At 57.0% G+C, this 14972-nt stretch carries 15 protein-coding genes and 1 other RNA gene; 4 read left to right on the top strand and 12 right to left on the bottom strand.

Annotated elements, in window-relative coordinates; genetic code table 11:
* Nucleotides 1-4 precede the first annotated feature (4 nt).
* From gcvH to HFD97_RS20055, 6 genes are all read right to left on the bottom strand, one after another.
* Entirely contained in the window at nucleotides 5-391 is a 387-nt protein-coding gene (gcvH, locus tag HFD97_RS20080; RefSeq protein ID WP_111208368.1) for a glycine cleavage system protein GcvH, read from the bottom strand.
* 23 nt (nucleotides 392-414) lie between these two features.
* Nucleotides 415-1512, bottom strand: coding sequence for a glycine cleavage system aminomethyltransferase GcvT (gene gcvT, locus HFD97_RS20075; RefSeq protein ID WP_167432439.1), 1098 nt, complete (start codon nucleotides 1510-1512; stop codon nucleotides 415-417).
* A 432-nt stretch (nucleotides 1513-1944) separates the two neighbouring features.
* Nucleotides 1945-3147 (bottom strand): FAD-dependent 2-octaprenylphenol hydroxylase, encoded by a 1203-nt coding sequence (gene ubiI / locus HFD97_RS20070; RefSeq protein WP_058958034.1) that lies wholly within the window; start codon nucleotides 3145-3147, stop codon nucleotides 1945-1947.
* A 13-nt stretch (nucleotides 3148-3160) separates the two neighbouring features.
* Nucleotides 3161-4339, bottom strand: coding sequence for a 2-octaprenyl-6-methoxyphenyl hydroxylase (gene ubiH, locus HFD97_RS20065; RefSeq protein ID WP_150030160.1), 1179 nt, complete (start codon nucleotides 4337-4339; stop codon nucleotides 3161-3163).
* The gene (gene pepP / locus HFD97_RS20060) at nucleotides 4336-5658 is read right to left on the bottom strand and encodes a Xaa-Pro aminopeptidase (RefSeq protein ID WP_084690459.1); all 1323 of its coding nucleotides are present in this window, start codon (nucleotides 5656-5658) and stop codon (nucleotides 4336-4338) included. The genes ubiH and pepP overlap by 4 nt, the downstream gene beginning before the upstream one ends.
* A gap of 54 nt (nucleotides 5659-5712) precedes the next feature.
* Nucleotides 5713-6291 (bottom strand): YecA family protein, encoded by a 579-nt coding sequence (locus HFD97_RS20055; protein ID WP_167432440.1) that lies wholly within the window; start codon nucleotides 6289-6291, stop codon nucleotides 5713-5715.
* A gap of 170 nt (nucleotides 6292-6461) precedes the next feature.
* On the opposite strand from HFD97_RS20055, the gene zapA reads away from it, so the two are divergent.
* The 3 genes from zapA (at nucleotide 6462) to HFD97_RS20040 (ending at nucleotide 7700) form a co-directional block, all read left to right on the top strand.
* The gene (gene zapA / locus HFD97_RS20050; RefSeq protein ID WP_009087102.1) at nucleotides 6462-6791 is read left to right on the top strand and encodes a cell division protein ZapA; all 330 of its coding nucleotides are present in this window, start codon (nucleotides 6462-6464) and stop codon (nucleotides 6789-6791) included.
* 39 nt (nucleotides 6792-6830) lie between these two features.
* A non-coding RNA gene (ssrS, locus tag HFD97_RS20045) (6S RNA) lies at nucleotides 6831-7014 on the top strand.
* 92 nt (nucleotides 7015-7106) lie between these two features.
* Nucleotides 7107-7700: a 5-formyltetrahydrofolate cyclo-ligase gene (locus HFD97_RS20040; protein ID WP_167432452.1), complete on the top strand. Its 594-nt coding sequence runs from the start codon at nucleotides 7107-7109 to the stop codon at nucleotides 7698-7700.
* Between the two features lie 110 nt (nucleotides 7701-7810).
* On the opposite strand, the gene serA is transcribed toward HFD97_RS20040, so the two are convergent.
* Both serA and rpiA read right to left on the bottom strand, forming a co-directional pair.
* Complete coding sequence (gene serA / locus HFD97_RS20035) at nucleotides 7811-9049, bottom strand: phosphoglycerate dehydrogenase (RefSeq protein WP_009087106.1); 1239 nt, start codon at nucleotides 9047-9049, stop codon at nucleotides 7811-7813.
* Nucleotides 9050-9328: 279 nt separating this feature from the next.
* A complete protein-coding gene (rpiA, locus tag HFD97_RS20030) occupies nucleotides 9329-9988 on the bottom strand; it encodes a ribose-5-phosphate isomerase RpiA (RefSeq protein ID WP_167432441.1) in 660 nt (219 codons plus the stop codon).
* A gap of 182 nt (nucleotides 9989-10170) precedes the next feature.
* Between rpiA and HFD97_RS20025 the strand changes: the two genes are divergently transcribed.
* Nucleotides 10171-11076, top strand: coding sequence for a LysR family transcriptional regulator ArgP (locus HFD97_RS20025; protein WP_009087111.1), 906 nt, complete (start codon nucleotides 10171-10173; stop codon nucleotides 11074-11076).
* 33 nt (nucleotides 11077-11109) lie between these two features.
* On the opposite strand, the gene HFD97_RS20020 is transcribed toward HFD97_RS20025, so the two are convergent.
* From HFD97_RS20020 to fbaA, 4 genes are all read right to left on the bottom strand, one after another.
* On the bottom strand, nucleotides 11110-11835 hold the full coding sequence (locus HFD97_RS20020) for an oxidative stress defense protein (protein ID WP_167432442.1): 726 nt from the start codon (nucleotides 11833-11835) through the stop codon (nucleotides 11110-11112).
* A gap of 144 nt (nucleotides 11836-11979) precedes the next feature.
* Nucleotides 11980-12603, bottom strand: coding sequence for an arginine exporter ArgO (argO, locus tag HFD97_RS20015; protein ID WP_167432443.1), 624 nt, complete (start codon nucleotides 12601-12603; stop codon nucleotides 11980-11982).
* Nucleotides 12604-12727: 124 nt separating this feature from the next.
* On the bottom strand, nucleotides 12728-13624 hold the full coding sequence (mscS, locus tag HFD97_RS20010) for a small-conductance mechanosensitive channel MscS (protein WP_046102504.1): 897 nt from the start codon (nucleotides 13622-13624) through the stop codon (nucleotides 12728-12730).
* 191 nt (nucleotides 13625-13815) lie between these two features.
* Nucleotides 13816-14895 (bottom strand): class II fructose-bisphosphate aldolase, encoded by a 1080-nt coding sequence (gene fbaA, locus HFD97_RS20005; RefSeq protein ID WP_009087119.1) that lies wholly within the window; start codon nucleotides 14893-14895, stop codon nucleotides 13816-13818.
* Between the last annotated feature and the right edge of the window lie 77 nt (nucleotides 14896-14972).

Here is a 14972-nt window from a genome sequence, read left to right as displayed (position 1 = left end):
ACGATTACTCGTCGATGGAGGCTTTATAGGCATCCGCATCCAGCAGCGAGTCAAGTTCGGACGCGTCGCTGGCTTTCATTTTGAATAACCAGCCGCCGGCATAAGGCTCGCTGTTAACCTGCTCCGGTGAGTCGGTCAGCGCGTCGTTGACCGCCACAATTTCACCGCTGAGGGGTGCATAAATATCTGAAGCCGCTTTAACGGATTCCGCTACCGCACACTCTTCACCGGCTGAGAACGTCGCGCCCACTTCCGGCAGATCGACAAACACCATGTCGCCCAGTAACTCCTGCGCATGTTCAGTAATCCCCACGGTGTAGCTGCCATCCTCTTCTTTGCGCACCCATTCGTGGCTGTCGCGGTATTTCAACGTATTCGGCACATTGCTCATTGGCCATTTCTCCTGAATAAAATTTACTGAGCGACCGGCTTACCGGCGCGGACAAAAATGGGACGGGTGACCTGTACCGGCATCTGGCGGTTACGGATCTCAACGATGGCGGCGCTGCCGACGGAAGCGGGGACGCGCGCCAGGGCGATGCTGCAACCCAGGGTCGGTGAGAAAGAACCGCTGGTAATGATCCCCTCCTGCTGCTGGCCCTGCTCATCCGTGAAACGCACCGGCTGCCCGTGACGCAGCACCCCTTTTTCCGTCATGATCAGTCCCACCAGCTTTTCCGTTCCGCGTTCACGCTGTAGCTCCAGGGCTTCCCGGCCGATGAAATCGCGGTCTGCTGGTTCCCAGCAGACGGTCCAGCCCATGTTGGCGGCCAGCGGTGAGACACCTTCATCCATCTCCTGACCATAGAGGTTCATCCCCGCTTCCAGACGCAGGGTGTCGCGCGCGCCCAGTCCGGCCGGTTTCACCCCTGCAGCCAGCAGGCGCTGCCAGAACCCCGCCGCCTCGCCTGCGGGCAGCGCAATCTCATATCCCGCTTCACCGGTGTAACCCGTTGTAGCGATAAACAGATCGCCCGCCTGCACGCCGAAAAAGGGCTTCATGCCTGCGACGGCCTGACGCTGCTCTTCGCTGAACAGCGTCTGCGCTTTCTGCTGTGCCTGCGGACCCTGCACGGCAATCAGCGCCAGATCATCGCGTTCGGTCAGCGTAATGCCGTAGTGCTGCGCGTGCTGCGCTATCCAGGCGAGATCTTTCTCACGGGTCGCGGAGTTAACGACCAGCCGGAAGAACGTCTCGCTCATAAAGTAAACAATTAAATCGTCAATGACGCCACCCGAGGCATTGAGCATCCCGGTGTAGAGCGCCTTGCCGGGCTGGGTCAGTTTTGCGACATCGTTCGCCAGCAGGTAGCGCAGAAACTCGCGGGTACGCGGACCGGTCAGATCGACAATGGTCATGTGGGAGACATCAAACATGCCGGCGTCACTGCGCACGATATGATGTTCATCCATCTGGGAGCCGTAGTGCAAAGGCATCATCCAGCCATGAAAGTCCACCATGCGGGCACCGCAGGCCTGATGCTGTTCAAACAGAGGTGTTTGCTGAGTCATAACCATCCTGTGCAGAAGCGAATGAGTACAAAAGCGCGTCGTCATACTGTGCCGACGCAAACGTTCTCCTGAGGCTGACGTTACCACCGAATCTGGCGATTAACCATAAGCAAATCGGGGTCGAAAGCAGAGGCACAGACTAACCAGGAATCGGAAGCGACAGGATAATAAACTGCATTTTTGTGATTAATCGCGCAATAAATGCAGGCTATTTAAATATACGCAGCAAATTTATGCGGCACGACGTCCAGGTTGTTAAAAAGATCCCGCCTTCCGCGCGCTTCCGGATAAAAAAAAGTAATGCGAAATCTCACGCAAAATTAGAATAAATCAAACGAGGAACCCTGCTGGTGCAGCGTTGCCTTTTTGTGGTGCAGAGGGGTTTGAGAGATAAAAAAAGCCAGCAGAAGCTGGCTTAGCAGAGCGGCAGATTCAGCGAAGCCAGGCGGGCAAATCGGTCAGGCCCATCGCCTGTTTCAGCATCATCGGTTTGACGCCCGGTAAACGGTCCGCCAGCTTCAGACCGACATCACGCAGCAGTTTTTTCGCCGGGTTGTTGCCTGCAAACATTTCGCGGAAGCCCTGCATGCCAGCCAGCATCATGGCGGCGCTGTGTTTACGGCTGCGCTCATAGCGGCGCAGATAGAGGTGCTGACCGATATCTTTGCCCTGCTGATGGAGACGCCGGATCTCACCGATCAGCTCTGCGGCGTCCATGAAGCCCAGGTTAACCCCCTGTCCTGCCAGCGGATGGATGGTGTGAGCCGCATCCCCGACCAGCGCCAGACGGTGCGCCGCGAAGTTGCGGGCGTAGCGTGCCACCAGCGGAAACGTTTTGCGCTCGCTTTCCAGCTGGCAGAGGCCGAGGCGCATATCAAACGCCACGGAGAGCTGCTGGTTGAACAGCGCGTCCGGCATGGTTTCCAGGCGGCTGGCTTCCTGAGGCGACAGCGACCAGACGATAGAGCTGAGGTGTGGGTCCTGCATCGGCAGGAACGCCAGTATGCCGTCGCCGTGGAACACCTGACGCGCCACCGCGTCGTGAGGTTGTTCGGTGCGAACGTTAGCCACCAACGCATGGTGGTCGTAATCCCAGAAGGTCAGTGGAATATCCGCTTTGTTGCGCAGCCAGGAGTTTGCGCCATCAGCAGCAATCATTAAGCGCGCGCTTAGCATGCTGCCATCCTGCAGCGTGATAAAGGCTTCGTTGTCACCAAATGCCACCTGCTGCAACTGCGAAGGCGCCATCAGCGTGACGTCACTGCAGGTGCTGGCGCGTTGCCAGAGCGCGCTCTGGATCACCGGATTCTCGATGATATGGCCAAGATGCGACAGGCCCTGCTGCTCATCATCAAACGCGATGGCTCCAAAACTGTCCTTCTCCCACACTTCCATACCGTGATAGGGGCTGGCGCGCAGGGAAAGGATGGTTGACCAGACATCCAGCTTCTGCAGCAGACGCTCACTGGCGGCATTAATTGCCGAAACACGGACGGAGGGTGACGCGCTCAGCGCCAGGGGCGGCTCCGGCGATTTTTCCAGTACGGCGATGCGCAGTCCACTGCCCTGCAAGCCGCAGGCGACAGCCAGCCCCACCATTCCGCCACCGGCAATCACCACATCAAAAGTTTGCATCTGAGCCTCTTTATTAACGCTTAACCCAGCCAAGCGTGCGCTCAGCCAGTTGATTTCGTAGCCACGGCAGATGGTCCATCGCCAGCAGGCCCAGGTTACGTCCTGCTACCAGCGGGGCGTAACGATTGGCAAAGACGCGAACCAGCCCGTCTGTGATGCCAATGGTGGCGGCACGGTCCGACTGCCGGCGTTGCTGATAGTGATTCAGGACCGCATAGCTGCCGGGGTCCTGCTGTTGCCGATGGGCAGCGGCCAGCGTTTCCGCCAGCGACATCACGTCGCGCAGGCCCAGGTTAAAGCCCTGCCCGGCAATCGGATGCAGCGTCTGTGCCGCATTGCCCACCACCGCCACGCGATGCGTTACCGTCTGCACCGCCTGGTGCAGCGCCAGCGGGTAGCATTCGCGCTGACCGGTGTGGGTGAATCTCCCCAGCCGCCAGCCAAAGGCGCGCTGCAACTCGCTGAGGAATTCAGCATCACTCCACTGCACTATTTTTTCGCGCTGCGACGCCGGATGGCACCAGACCAGCGACAGACGGTTCCCGGACATCGGCAACAGCGCCAGCGGGCCATGCTCGGTGAAACGTTCAAATGCCCGGCCCTGATGAGGCAGCGCGGTGGAGACGTTGGCGATAACCGCCAGCTGCTGATACGCCTCAGTCTGCCACTGGATGCCACAGGATGCCGCCAGTGCAGAGCGTGTGCCATCTGCCGCCACCAGCACTTTTCCGCTGAGTTGCTCGCCGTTGTCCAGCGTCACCTCAACCTGCTCATCACTGCGGGTTGCCTGGGTCACACGAGCCGGACAGCGCAACGTCACGCCCGGCGCTTTTTTCAGTTCAGCAAACAGCCGCTGACCGACGTCAAACAGCTCGACAACCTGCCCCAGCGCCGGAATCTCATAGTCAGCCGCCGCCATCGAGACAAAGCCTGCGTGGCCGCGGTCGGAGACATGGATATCAGTAATCGGCGTGGCACAGCTGGCGATGCGCTGCCAGAGGTTAATCGCCGCCAGCTGCTGGCAGGTGCCGGCTGAGAGCGCAATCGCCCGGCCATCAAAGCCGGGGTGCGCCCGGCTGGCAGGCTCGCTGCGCTCGATCAGCGTCACCGGCAGTTTGCCCTGAGTGAGATGGGAGATCGCCAGCGCCAGCGTCGCCCCGGTCATGCCGCCACCGGCAATCAGAATCGTCATGCCTGTTTAGCCGCCGCCATCAGCGCCTCAATCTCATCGGCCTCTTTCACGACGCTGTCGGTGAGATTTTCAATGCCCTCTTCGGTGATCACGATGTCATCTTCGATACGGATACCGATGCCGCGATACGCCACAGGGACATCCGCATCCGGTGCGATGTAGAGGCCCGGTTCAACCGTTAACACCATGCCCGGTTCCAGTATCCGGTCGCGGCTCGGCGTGCCGTAGTGGCCAACATCGTGAACATCCAGCCCCAGCCAGTGGCCCAGACCATGCATGTAGAACTGACGATGCGCCTCTTCGGCAATCAGCGTATCGACGTCACCGTCGAGAATGCCCAGCTCAACCAGGCCGGTGATCATAATGCGTACGACTTCATCGTTGACTTCGCGAATGCTGATGCCAGGCCGGAACATCTCCAGCGCCCGGTTCAGTGAAGCCAGAACGATGTCATAAATCGCGCGCTGCGCCGGGCTGAATTTGCCGTTAACCGGGAAGGTGCGGGTGATATCCCCGGCATAGCCGTGGAACTCGCAGCCGGCATCGATCAGCACCAGATCGCCGTCGCGCATTTCACTTTCATTTTCGGTGTAGTGCAGAATGCAGCCGTTTTCTCCGGCACCGACAATGGTGTTGTAGGCCGGGAAGCGCGCGCCATGACGGGCAAATTCGTGATGAATCTCTCCCTCCAGCTGATACTCAAACATGCCTGGCTGGCAGGCCAGCATGGCACGCGTATGGGCCAGGGCACTGATCTTCCCGGCGCGACGCATCAGCTCGATTTCATCCGCATCCTTGAACAGGCGCATCTCATGCACCCAGGGACGCCAGTCGGTCAGGGTGGCAGGCGCGCTGAGGTTCTGGCGGAACCCACGACGCAGTTTTTCCAGGGCGCTGAATACCAGGGCATCGGCATGGCTGTAGTCACCCTGTGCGTGGTAGATCACATCCAGGCCGTTGAGCAGCAGGTGCAGCTGTTCGCCAATGTCGTCCCAGGGCAAGGCGCGATCCACGCCCAGTTTCGCAGGAGCCGCCTCCTGACCCAGCCGACGGCCAGACCAGATCTCTGCCGTGAGATCACGCACGCGGTTAAACAGCACGCTGTGGTTGTGATTCTCATCGCTTTTGATGAGGACCAGCAGCGCCTGTGGCTCGTTAAAACCGGTGAAATAGCTGAAATCGCTGCTCTGACGAAACGGATACTCGGTGTCATTACTGCGCGTCACTTCAGGCGCAGCAAAAATTAACGCGGCGCTGCCTGGCGCCATCTTCGCTAACAGCGCCTGACGGCGCTGCAGGAATCGTTCCAGTGAAATCATCTCTGCACTCCCTGTAAACTGACCGGTTAAACTCGTTGACCTGAAACGCCTGACTTAATGCAGCGTCGGCTTTTGCACTTCTGGCGCAGTGGGCTGTGGGCGGGTAAAGGTGTCATGACACAGCAGGGCTGCCACGCGCACATACTCAATCACCTCTTCCAGCGACTGCTCCAGCTCCTCCTGGTCTTCATCCTCTTCATAACCGAGCTGAGCGATGGTGCGCAGGTCATCAATGGCTTCGCCGGTTTCACCGGTGACCTTATCCAGTTTAGGCTGTGTTACGCCCAGGCCGAGCAGAAAATGGTTCACCCAGCCCGCCAGCGCATCGGCACGGTCAAAGACGGTGATGTCATCATCAGCGGGCAGCAGCAGCTGAAACAGAAAGCCTTCATCTTCCAGCGTGGTCGCCGTGTGCGCGTGCAGTTCTGTCAGTGGCACTACGAGAGAGTGAGAAAACGCCATGCCTTCGTTAGCCAGATCGTGGACCAGCGTCTTCCAGCTGGTGTCCTGGTTACCGCCGCAGAGGATCCCACTCAGCAGGCCGTGCATTTCTGCGGGCGTCATTCCAACACCCTGCTGTGAGAGCACCGCCGCAAGCGCGTTGTAATCGGGGGTTGCGTTCTGTAAGGACATAAGTTTTCATCGTCGTTGGCAGAATAAGTTCGTGTTATGCTACCACTAGCTGCCTCAAGGTTTCCAGAAAAGGGGTTGTATCTTATTTCGTGGGTCTATATAGTTGCCCGCCTCCCAAGCCATTGACTGCTAAGGGAGTTGCGAGCGAAGTAATCAGTCAGGAAGGTGGCATGTCTGCACAACCGGTAGATTTACAAATTTTTGGTCGTTCGTTAAGAGTGAATTGTCCGCCAGAGCAGCAAGATGCGCTCAATAGTGCGGCTGACGATCTCAATCAGCGGTTGCAAGATTTAAAAGTTCGCACTAGAGTCACAAATACAGAGCAACTGGTGTTCATCGCCGCGTTAAACGTCTGCCATGAGCTGGCGCAAGAGAAAGTGAAAACGCGCGATTATGCTGCTAATATGGAACAGCGTATCCGTATGCTGCAGCAGACGATTGAGCAGGCGTTAGTTGAGCAGGGTCGCATAACCGACCGCCAGGATGCGAAGTTCGAATAAAACTTCATGGTTGCTGTGCTACAGTAACGGTGAGGTAAATTTTCTCTGAGATGTTTGCAAGTGGGCCAGTCCCCTGAGCCGATATTTCGAAAAAACAGAATGTGACGCTCTGTAACCTGTGTGCATGCTCGGTCCGTCCGAGAAGCCTGATGGTTACGACGGCATGTTCACCTTGAACCAAGGGTTCAAGGGTTACAGCCTACGGCGGCATCTCGGAGATCTCCCTTTCAGCACTCCTGCTTTTTTCCCCCGACCGACATGTTATAGTCGCTGAACAGCGACTTATCCGGCGGGGAAATCATGTCTGAACCTTCCATCTCTGCATCTTCCATGTTACAGCGTCAGGAAATTCGCCAGCAGGTGCGTCATCTGCGCCGGGCGCTGACGGACGAGCAGCAGGCCCAGGCGGCCGAACAGCTTGCGGAGCTGGCCCTGAACTACGCCCCGCTCACTGCCGCACAAAATATTGCCCTGTTTCTGTCGGTGGATGGGGAGCTCAATACCCGTCCGCTGATTGCCCGGTTGTGGCATCTGAAAAAAACGGTCTGCCTGCCGGTTTTACACCCCTTCTCTCCCGGTAATTTACTGTTTCTGCGCTATTCGCCCGATACCCCCTTGCAGACCAATAAGCTGCGTATTCCCGAACCGCCGCTGGATATCCGGCAGTTGATCACCCTGGATCAGCTGGATCTGATGATGGTGCCGCTGGTGGCGTTTGACCACGCCGGTCAGCGTCTGGGGATGGGCGGAGGCTTCTACGATCGCACACTGCAGAACTGGCGGCATCACGGCTTTTTGCCCGTGGGTCTGGCCCACGATTGTCAGCAGGTTGACAGCCTGCCGGTGGCAGAATGGGATGTGCCTTTGCCGGCCGTAATGACGCCGTCAAAGCTGTGGCAGTGGGAGTAGAGGAAGTAGTGTTACGGACTTTTCAGATGGCTTAATCCCCTGTCCGGGCGCACCTGGCTGCAATGAAACCTGAAGAGACGCGACTCAGCGCCTCTCCAGGCGGATAGCGCTTAGTAAAGTAAACGCGCGCGGATAGTCCCCGGAATAGCCTTCATCAGCTGCAGAGCTTTCTCAGCCACTTCCGGCTCAGCATCGATATCGATGACCACATATCCCATAAATGGCGACGTCTGCAGATACTGAGCGGCGATGTTAATGCCCTGCTCGGCGAAAATCTGGTTGATCGCCGTCAGCACGCCCGGACGGTTCTCGTGGATGTGCAGCAGACGGCTGGCGCTGATGCCGTGGATCGGCAGTGAGACTTCCGGGAAGTTGACCGCCGACAGGGTGGAGCCGTTATCGGAGTATTTCGCCAGCTTGCCCGCAACTTCAATACCGATGTTCTCCTGCGCTTCTTCTGTCGAACCGCCAATGTGCGGCGTCAGGATCACGTTGTCGAACTCACTCAGCGGAGAGATAAAGGGATCGCTGTTGGTGGCTGGCTCGACCGGGAAGACGTCGATGGCCGCGCCTCCAACATGCTTGCTGGCCAGTGCCTCGCACAGCGCCGGGATATCCACAACCGTGCCGCGAGAGGCGTTAATCAGCAGCGCGCCAGGCTTCATCTGCGCCAGCTGCTCCGCCCCGATCATATCCTGTGTCGACACGGTTTCCGGTACGTGCAGGCTCACAACGTCGCTCATGTTGAGCAGTTCCGCCAGATGGCGAACCTGAGTGGCATTACCCAGCGGCAGCTTGTTTTCAATGTCGTAGAAGAAAACGTGCATGCCCAGGCTCTCTGCCAGCACGCCCAGCTGCATCCCGATATGGCCGTAACCGATGATGCCGAGTTTTTTCCCACGCGCTTCGAATGAGCCTTTGGCATTCTTGTTCCAGATACCACGGTGCGCTTTGGCGTTCGCTTCCGGGATACCACGCAGCATCAGCAGCATCTCACCAATCACCAGTTCAGCGACCGAGCGGGTATTGGAGAACGGCGCATTGAAGACCGGAATCCCGCGGCTGGCGGCGGCCTGCAGGTCAACCTGGTTGGTTCCGATACAGAAACAGCCGACAGCGACCAGCTTTTCAGCTGCCGCAAAAATCTCTTCAGTGAGCTGGGAGCGGGAACGGATACCAATGAAGTGCGCATCACGGATGGAGGCTTTTAATGCGTCAGCGTCCAGCGCGCCCTTGTGAAATTCGATGTTGGTGTAGCCTGCAGCCCGCAGGTTGTCCAGCGCGCTCTGATGCACACCCTCCACCAGCAGGAACTTAATCTTATCTTTATCCAGTGATACCTTTGCCATTTCCCGATCCTATTCAGCATTCAATGAGGAGTACCATAAGCCAGCCTTCTGTCAAAATATCAAAAAAATCGCGTCGGGCAATACAAACGATTGCCCGGGAGCCAGCACGGCAACGGCTGGCAGCACCACAATGCCAGACAAAATCACGGGTTCAGGGTTGAAGAGAGAATGAAACCGTTGCGGATAACGGTTATGTGACATAAGTCACCAAATTTCACCCGGGCGAGAAAAGATGATTTGCAGGCAGAAATAAGCGGCGCCGTATCGACGCCGGACAGATCATTTTTTGATGGTTTTCACGCCATCCGGACCGCCAATCAGCGCAATATCGGCGCCGCGTGCGGCAAACAGGCCCACGGTGACCACGCCAGGCAAAGCGTTGATGCTCTTTTCCAGCGCAATCGGATCGAGAATAGTCAGATTATGCACATCGAGAATGATGTTGCCGTTATCGGTAATGACATTCTGGCGATACTCCGGCAGGCCGCCCATTTTAACCAGCTCACGCGCAACGTAACTGCGCGCCATCGGGATCACCTCGATCGGCAGCGGGAAGCGGCCCAGCACATCGACCTCTTTAGAGGCGTCGGCGATACAGATAAAGGTCTGCGCCACCGCGGCCACGATCTTTTCACGCGTCAGCGCCGCGCCACCGCCCTTGATCATCTGCATCTGCGGGTTGATCTCATCCGCACCATCGACGTAAACCGACAGCAGATCGACCTCGTTCAGGTCAAACACCGGAATGCCCAGGCTTTTCAGTTTCAGGGTCGAGGCATCCGAGCTGGAGACGGCACCTTCGATCTGATGCCTGACTGTGGCAAGCGCATCGATAAAGTGGGCAGCGGTGGATCCGGTGCCTACGCCAACAACCGTCCCCGGCTGCACGTACTCAAGTGCAGCCCAGCCAACGGCTTTTTTCAGTTCATCCTGGGTCATGGTATGTTTAAAACCTGTGCGACAACGAAGTGCGCGTAGTATAAAACAAGGCTGGCTGAAAATGCTCGGCTGAGCGACGTGGATTTAACGCTTTGGAAGCCAGCCCACAAAAAACAGTTGAGCCATCACAGGCGGCACTTTTGTGGCATAGTGACGTCCACCCTGAAGGAGAGAGAAGAATAATGAAACGCCCGGATTATCGAACGCTTCAGGCGCTGGATTCAGTGATCCGCGAACGCGGATTTGAGCGAGCCGCACAGAAACTCTGCATCACCCAGTCGGCGGTGTCTCAGCGTATCAAGCAGCTGGAAAACCTGTTTGGCCAGCCGCTGCTGGTGCGCACCGTGCCGCCGCGTCCGACCGAACAGGGCCAGAAACTGCTGGCGTTACTGCATCAGGTCGAGCTGCTGGAAGAGGAGTGGCTGGGTGATGAGAACAGTGGAACCACGCCGCTGCTGCTGTCGCTGGCGGTCAACGCCGACAGTCTGGCGACCTGGCTGCTGCCCGCCCTGAAAGATGTGCTGGCCGACTCGCCCGTGCGCCTGAATCTGCAGGTGGAAGATGAAACCCGCACCCAGGAGCGTCTGCGTCGCGGTGAGGTGGTGGGCGCGGTCAGTATTCAGCCGCAGCCGCTGCCCAGTTGCCTGGTGGACCAGCTCGGCGCGCTCGACTATCTGTTTGTGGCGTCGCGCGACTTTGCCGATCGCTTCTTCCCCAACGGGGTGACCCGCTCTGCCCTGCTGAAGGCGCCTGCTGTCGCGTTCGACCATCTTGATGATATGCATCAGGCTTTTCTGCAGCAGAATTTCGACCTCTCACCCGGGAGCGTGCCCTGCCACATCGTCAACTCATCGGAAGCCTTTGTGCAGATGGCGCGACAGGGGTCAACCTGCTGTATGATTCCGCATCTGCAGATTGAGCGCGAGCTGGCAAGCGGGGAGTTAATCGATTTGACGCCTGGCCTGTATCAGCGCCGGATGCTCTACTGGCATCGTTTTGCGCCGGAGAGCCGTCTGATGCGTCGGGTCACCGATGCGCTGATAGCGCATGGGCATCGGGTGCTGCGTCAGGACGACGTCGCCGCCTGACCAGTAAAAACGGGGCGTTTGCCCCGTTTTTCATTACTGTGCCGCGTTGGGCTTGAGTTCAAACACCACATCGACCTGATCGTCAAAGTTAATGCTCTGCTGATCGTAGGTTTCCTGGGCTGAGGTATCGGCTGCTGCCGCCGCTTTATACATGCGGTTCATCGGCATCGGCTGATAGTTAGCGACCTGATAGCGGATGCTGTAGATCGGGCCCAGCTTCGCGTTAAAGCCTTCAGCCAGCTGTGAGGCCTGCTGAGTCGCATTCTTAATCGCCGCTTTACGTGCCTGCTCTTTGTAGCTCTCCGGGTTTGCCACGCCTAACTCGACGCTGCGCACCTCGTTCAGACCCGATTTCAGTGCGCCATCCAGCAGATCGTTAAGCTTGTCCAGCTGACGCAGAGTGACCTGAACCTGACGCACCGCGCGATAGCCTTTCAGGACGGATTTGCCCTCTTTGGTGTAATCGTACTCTGGCTGGGTACTCAGGTTAGCCGCATCAATATCTTTCTTCTCAATGCCGTTTTTCTGCAGAAAATCGAAATATTGTGCAACCCGGCTGTCCGCCTGCTTTTTCGCATCGGCGGCATCTTTGGATGAGACATTCACCACGATAGAGAGCGTGGCGATATCGGGACGGGCATCGACTGTTGCCTTGCCTGAGGTCACCACGTGCGGCCCATTTGGTAACTCATCAGCGTGTACGCCAGGCAGTGCTCCGGCGCTCATGATTGCGGCCAGAGCCAATGCTTTCAGTTTCATGAAAGTCCTCCTTGAAAAGGTCACTATGACGGCTTCTAACCGGCGAAGCCCAGCAGCGCATCGGTATGCGCCATGCTTTGAGTGGTCATTATGGCAAAAGTTCGCCAGCGGTGCGGCAATAACCGTAGCCTGTTCGCGTTCTGTTCAGAAAGCGGCGATACCCTGGCGCGCCAGTTGCAGGGCAATAAACCACATCACTGCGCCGACCAGCAGGTTAATGATCCGCTGTGCCGTCGCGGTGCGCAGACGCGGTGAGAGCCACGCGGCCAGCAGGGCCAGGCCAAAAAACCACAGGACAGAGGCGCTGATGGTTCCCAGCGCGAACCACTGACGCGCCGCGGTGGTTGGCAACTGACCGCCAAGGCTGCCCAGCACCACAAAGGTATCAAGATAGACGTGCGGGTTGAGCCAGGTCACCGCCAGCAGCGTCGCCACGATGCGTCCCCTGCTCTGCCTGCGCGACGTCCCCTCTGCCAGATCGACATCGCCGCGAAAGGCGTGACGCAGCGCGCCCCAGCCGTACCAGAGCAGAAAGGCCACGCCCGCCCAGGTGATTGCCCCCAGCAGCAGCGGAGAGTGACTGAGGAGTGCACTTCCGCCGAAAATACCGCCGCAAATCAGCAGAATATCGCTCAGCGAGCAGAGCGCCGCTGTCATCAGGTGGTACTGCCGCTTTACCCCCTGATTCATGACAAAGGCGTTCTGCGGACCCAGCGGCAGAATCAGTGCGGCACCCAGGGCAAACCCCTGAAAGTAGAGAGATATCACAGAATTATGTCCTCACATCGTCAGATGTGAAGCAGTATAAGAGGGGGCGATGATTAGCGGAAATTGAAAGAATTAATCTGCGATTAGCAAAATGAATGGGCGACCGGGGTCGCCCATAAAACGATTACTCCGGCTGGGCCTGTGGCGCGATTGTCTCTGGCGCGGCGGTCTCCGGCTTTTTAACACGGTGCAGATGCACATCCATCTGTGGATAAGGAATGCCAATCCCTTTTCCATCCAGCGCACGCTTAAAGTTCTTCAGCAGATCCCAGTAAACATCCTGCAGGTCTCCGCTGTTGCTCCAGCAGCGCACCACAAAGTTCATTGAGGAGGCCGCCAGCTCATTCAGACCGACCTGTACGCCTTTCTCCTGCAGAACACGGCTATCAGCATCAACCACTTCGCGCAGCAGCGTCAGCACCTGATCAACATCCGCATCGTAAGAGACGCCAATGATAAATTCATTGCGGCGTATCGGCTCGCGCGAGAAGTTAACGATGTTACCGGTGATGATTTTACCGTTAGGCACCACCACCAGCTTGCCGTCAGCCGATTTGAGGGTCGTTGAGAAGATCTGTACATTCATGACCGTACCCATGATGCCGCCCAGATCGACAAACTCACCGGCCCGGAAGTGGCGGAAAATCACCAGCAGCACACCCGCCGCGAGGTTTGACAGGGAATCTTTTAATGCCAGGCCTACAGCCAGACCGGCTGCACCCAGAATAGCAATGACCGAGGTGGTCTGGACGCCGATACGCCCCAGTGCGGCGATAAGCGTGAACGCGATAATGCCATAGCGTACCAGCGCAGACAGGAAGTCAGCGACCGTGGTATCAATGTGACGCGCGCGCAGCAGACGATTGACCGCATTGGCGATGATGCGCGCAATCATCAGCCCTACCACGATAATCGCAATCGCGGCGACGATGTTTACCGCATAGCTAATCAGGAGTTCCTGATTTCGTATAATCCAGTTTCCCGCGTTGTTGATTTCATCGATCATGCCCGTATCCTGCATGTAACCATCCTGTAATTAAATCCCAAAGGGAATGAGACCACATTGTCAGAACCGCTCTGACAATCCCTGACAAAAGGGTAAACAATAAATGCCGGTGTGCCAAACCTGCATGACCTCTGACATAACTCTGCTGAAAAAAAGACAAAAAAAAGGCCCTTTCGGGCCTTTTTTATACGGTAACTACCAGAGTGTTACAGTACGTCGACAGCGTTAAGCTCTTTGAAAGCCTGCTCCAGACGGACCACCATAGATGCCTGGGCAGAACGCAGCCAGACGCGTGGGTCGTAGTATTTTTTGTTTGGCTTGTCGTCGCCTTCCGGGTTACCCAGCTGCGACTGCAGATAGCCTTCGTTCTTTTTGTAGTACTGCAGAATGCCGTCCCAGGTTGCCCACTGGGTATCGGTATCGATGTTCATCTTGATCACGCCGTAGCTGATAGACTCTTCGATCTCTGCTGCTGAAGAACCTGAACCGCCGTGGAAAACGAAGTCCAGCGCGTTGTGCGGCAGGCCATGTTTTTCACACACAAACTTCTGCGAATCACGCAGAATGGTCGGGGTCAGTTTCACGTTGCCTGGCTTGTACACGCCGTGAACGTTACCGAATGATGCCGCAATGGTGAAGCGCGGGCTGATCGCATGCAGTTTTTCGTACGCGTAGTTCACATCTTCTGGCTGGGTGTAGAGTGCAGATGCGTCCATGTGGCTGTTATCAACGCCATCTTCTTCACCGCCGGTGCAGCCCAGTTCAATCTCCAGGGTCATGTCGAGTTTCGCCATGCGCGCCAGGTATTTGCTGCTGATTTCGATGTTCTCTTCCAGAGACTCTTCTGACAGGTCGATCATGTGAGAAGAGAACAGCGGTTTACCGTTTTTCTGGTAGTACTCTTCACCCGCGTCCAGCAGACCGTCGATCCACGGCAGCAGTTTCTTGGCACAGTGGTCAGTGTGCAGAATTACCGGCACGCCATACTGCTCAGCCATCAGGTGAACATGGTGAGCACCCGAGATTGCACCGAAAATAGCGGCGCCCTGTGGTTTATCAGTCTTGAAACCTTTACCCGCGATGAAAGCCGCACCACCGTTAGAGAACTGAATGATGATTGGTGCTTTAACTTTCGCAGCAGCTTCCAGTGCGGCATTGATAGAGTCGGTGCCGACGCAGTTTACGGCTGGCAGTGCGAATTTGTTCTCTTTCGCAACTTTGAAGATCTTCTGTACGTCATCACCAGTGACAACGCCGGGTTTTACGAAATCAAAAATTTTAGACATGATTGTGTCCTGTTTCGTGACCGTTGTTCCCCTTAAGGAACGTCGATTTAAACGCCCAGACGGGCAAGACTTCAGGC

Source organism: Pantoea sp. EKM103V (assembly GCF_011800365.1).
GTDB classification, from domain to species: Bacteria; Pseudomonadota; Gammaproteobacteria; order Enterobacterales; family Enterobacteriaceae; genus Pantoea; species Pantoea anthophila.
Note: the sequence above shows the minus strand (reverse complement) of the source record. Positions and strands in the feature narration are given on the sequence as shown.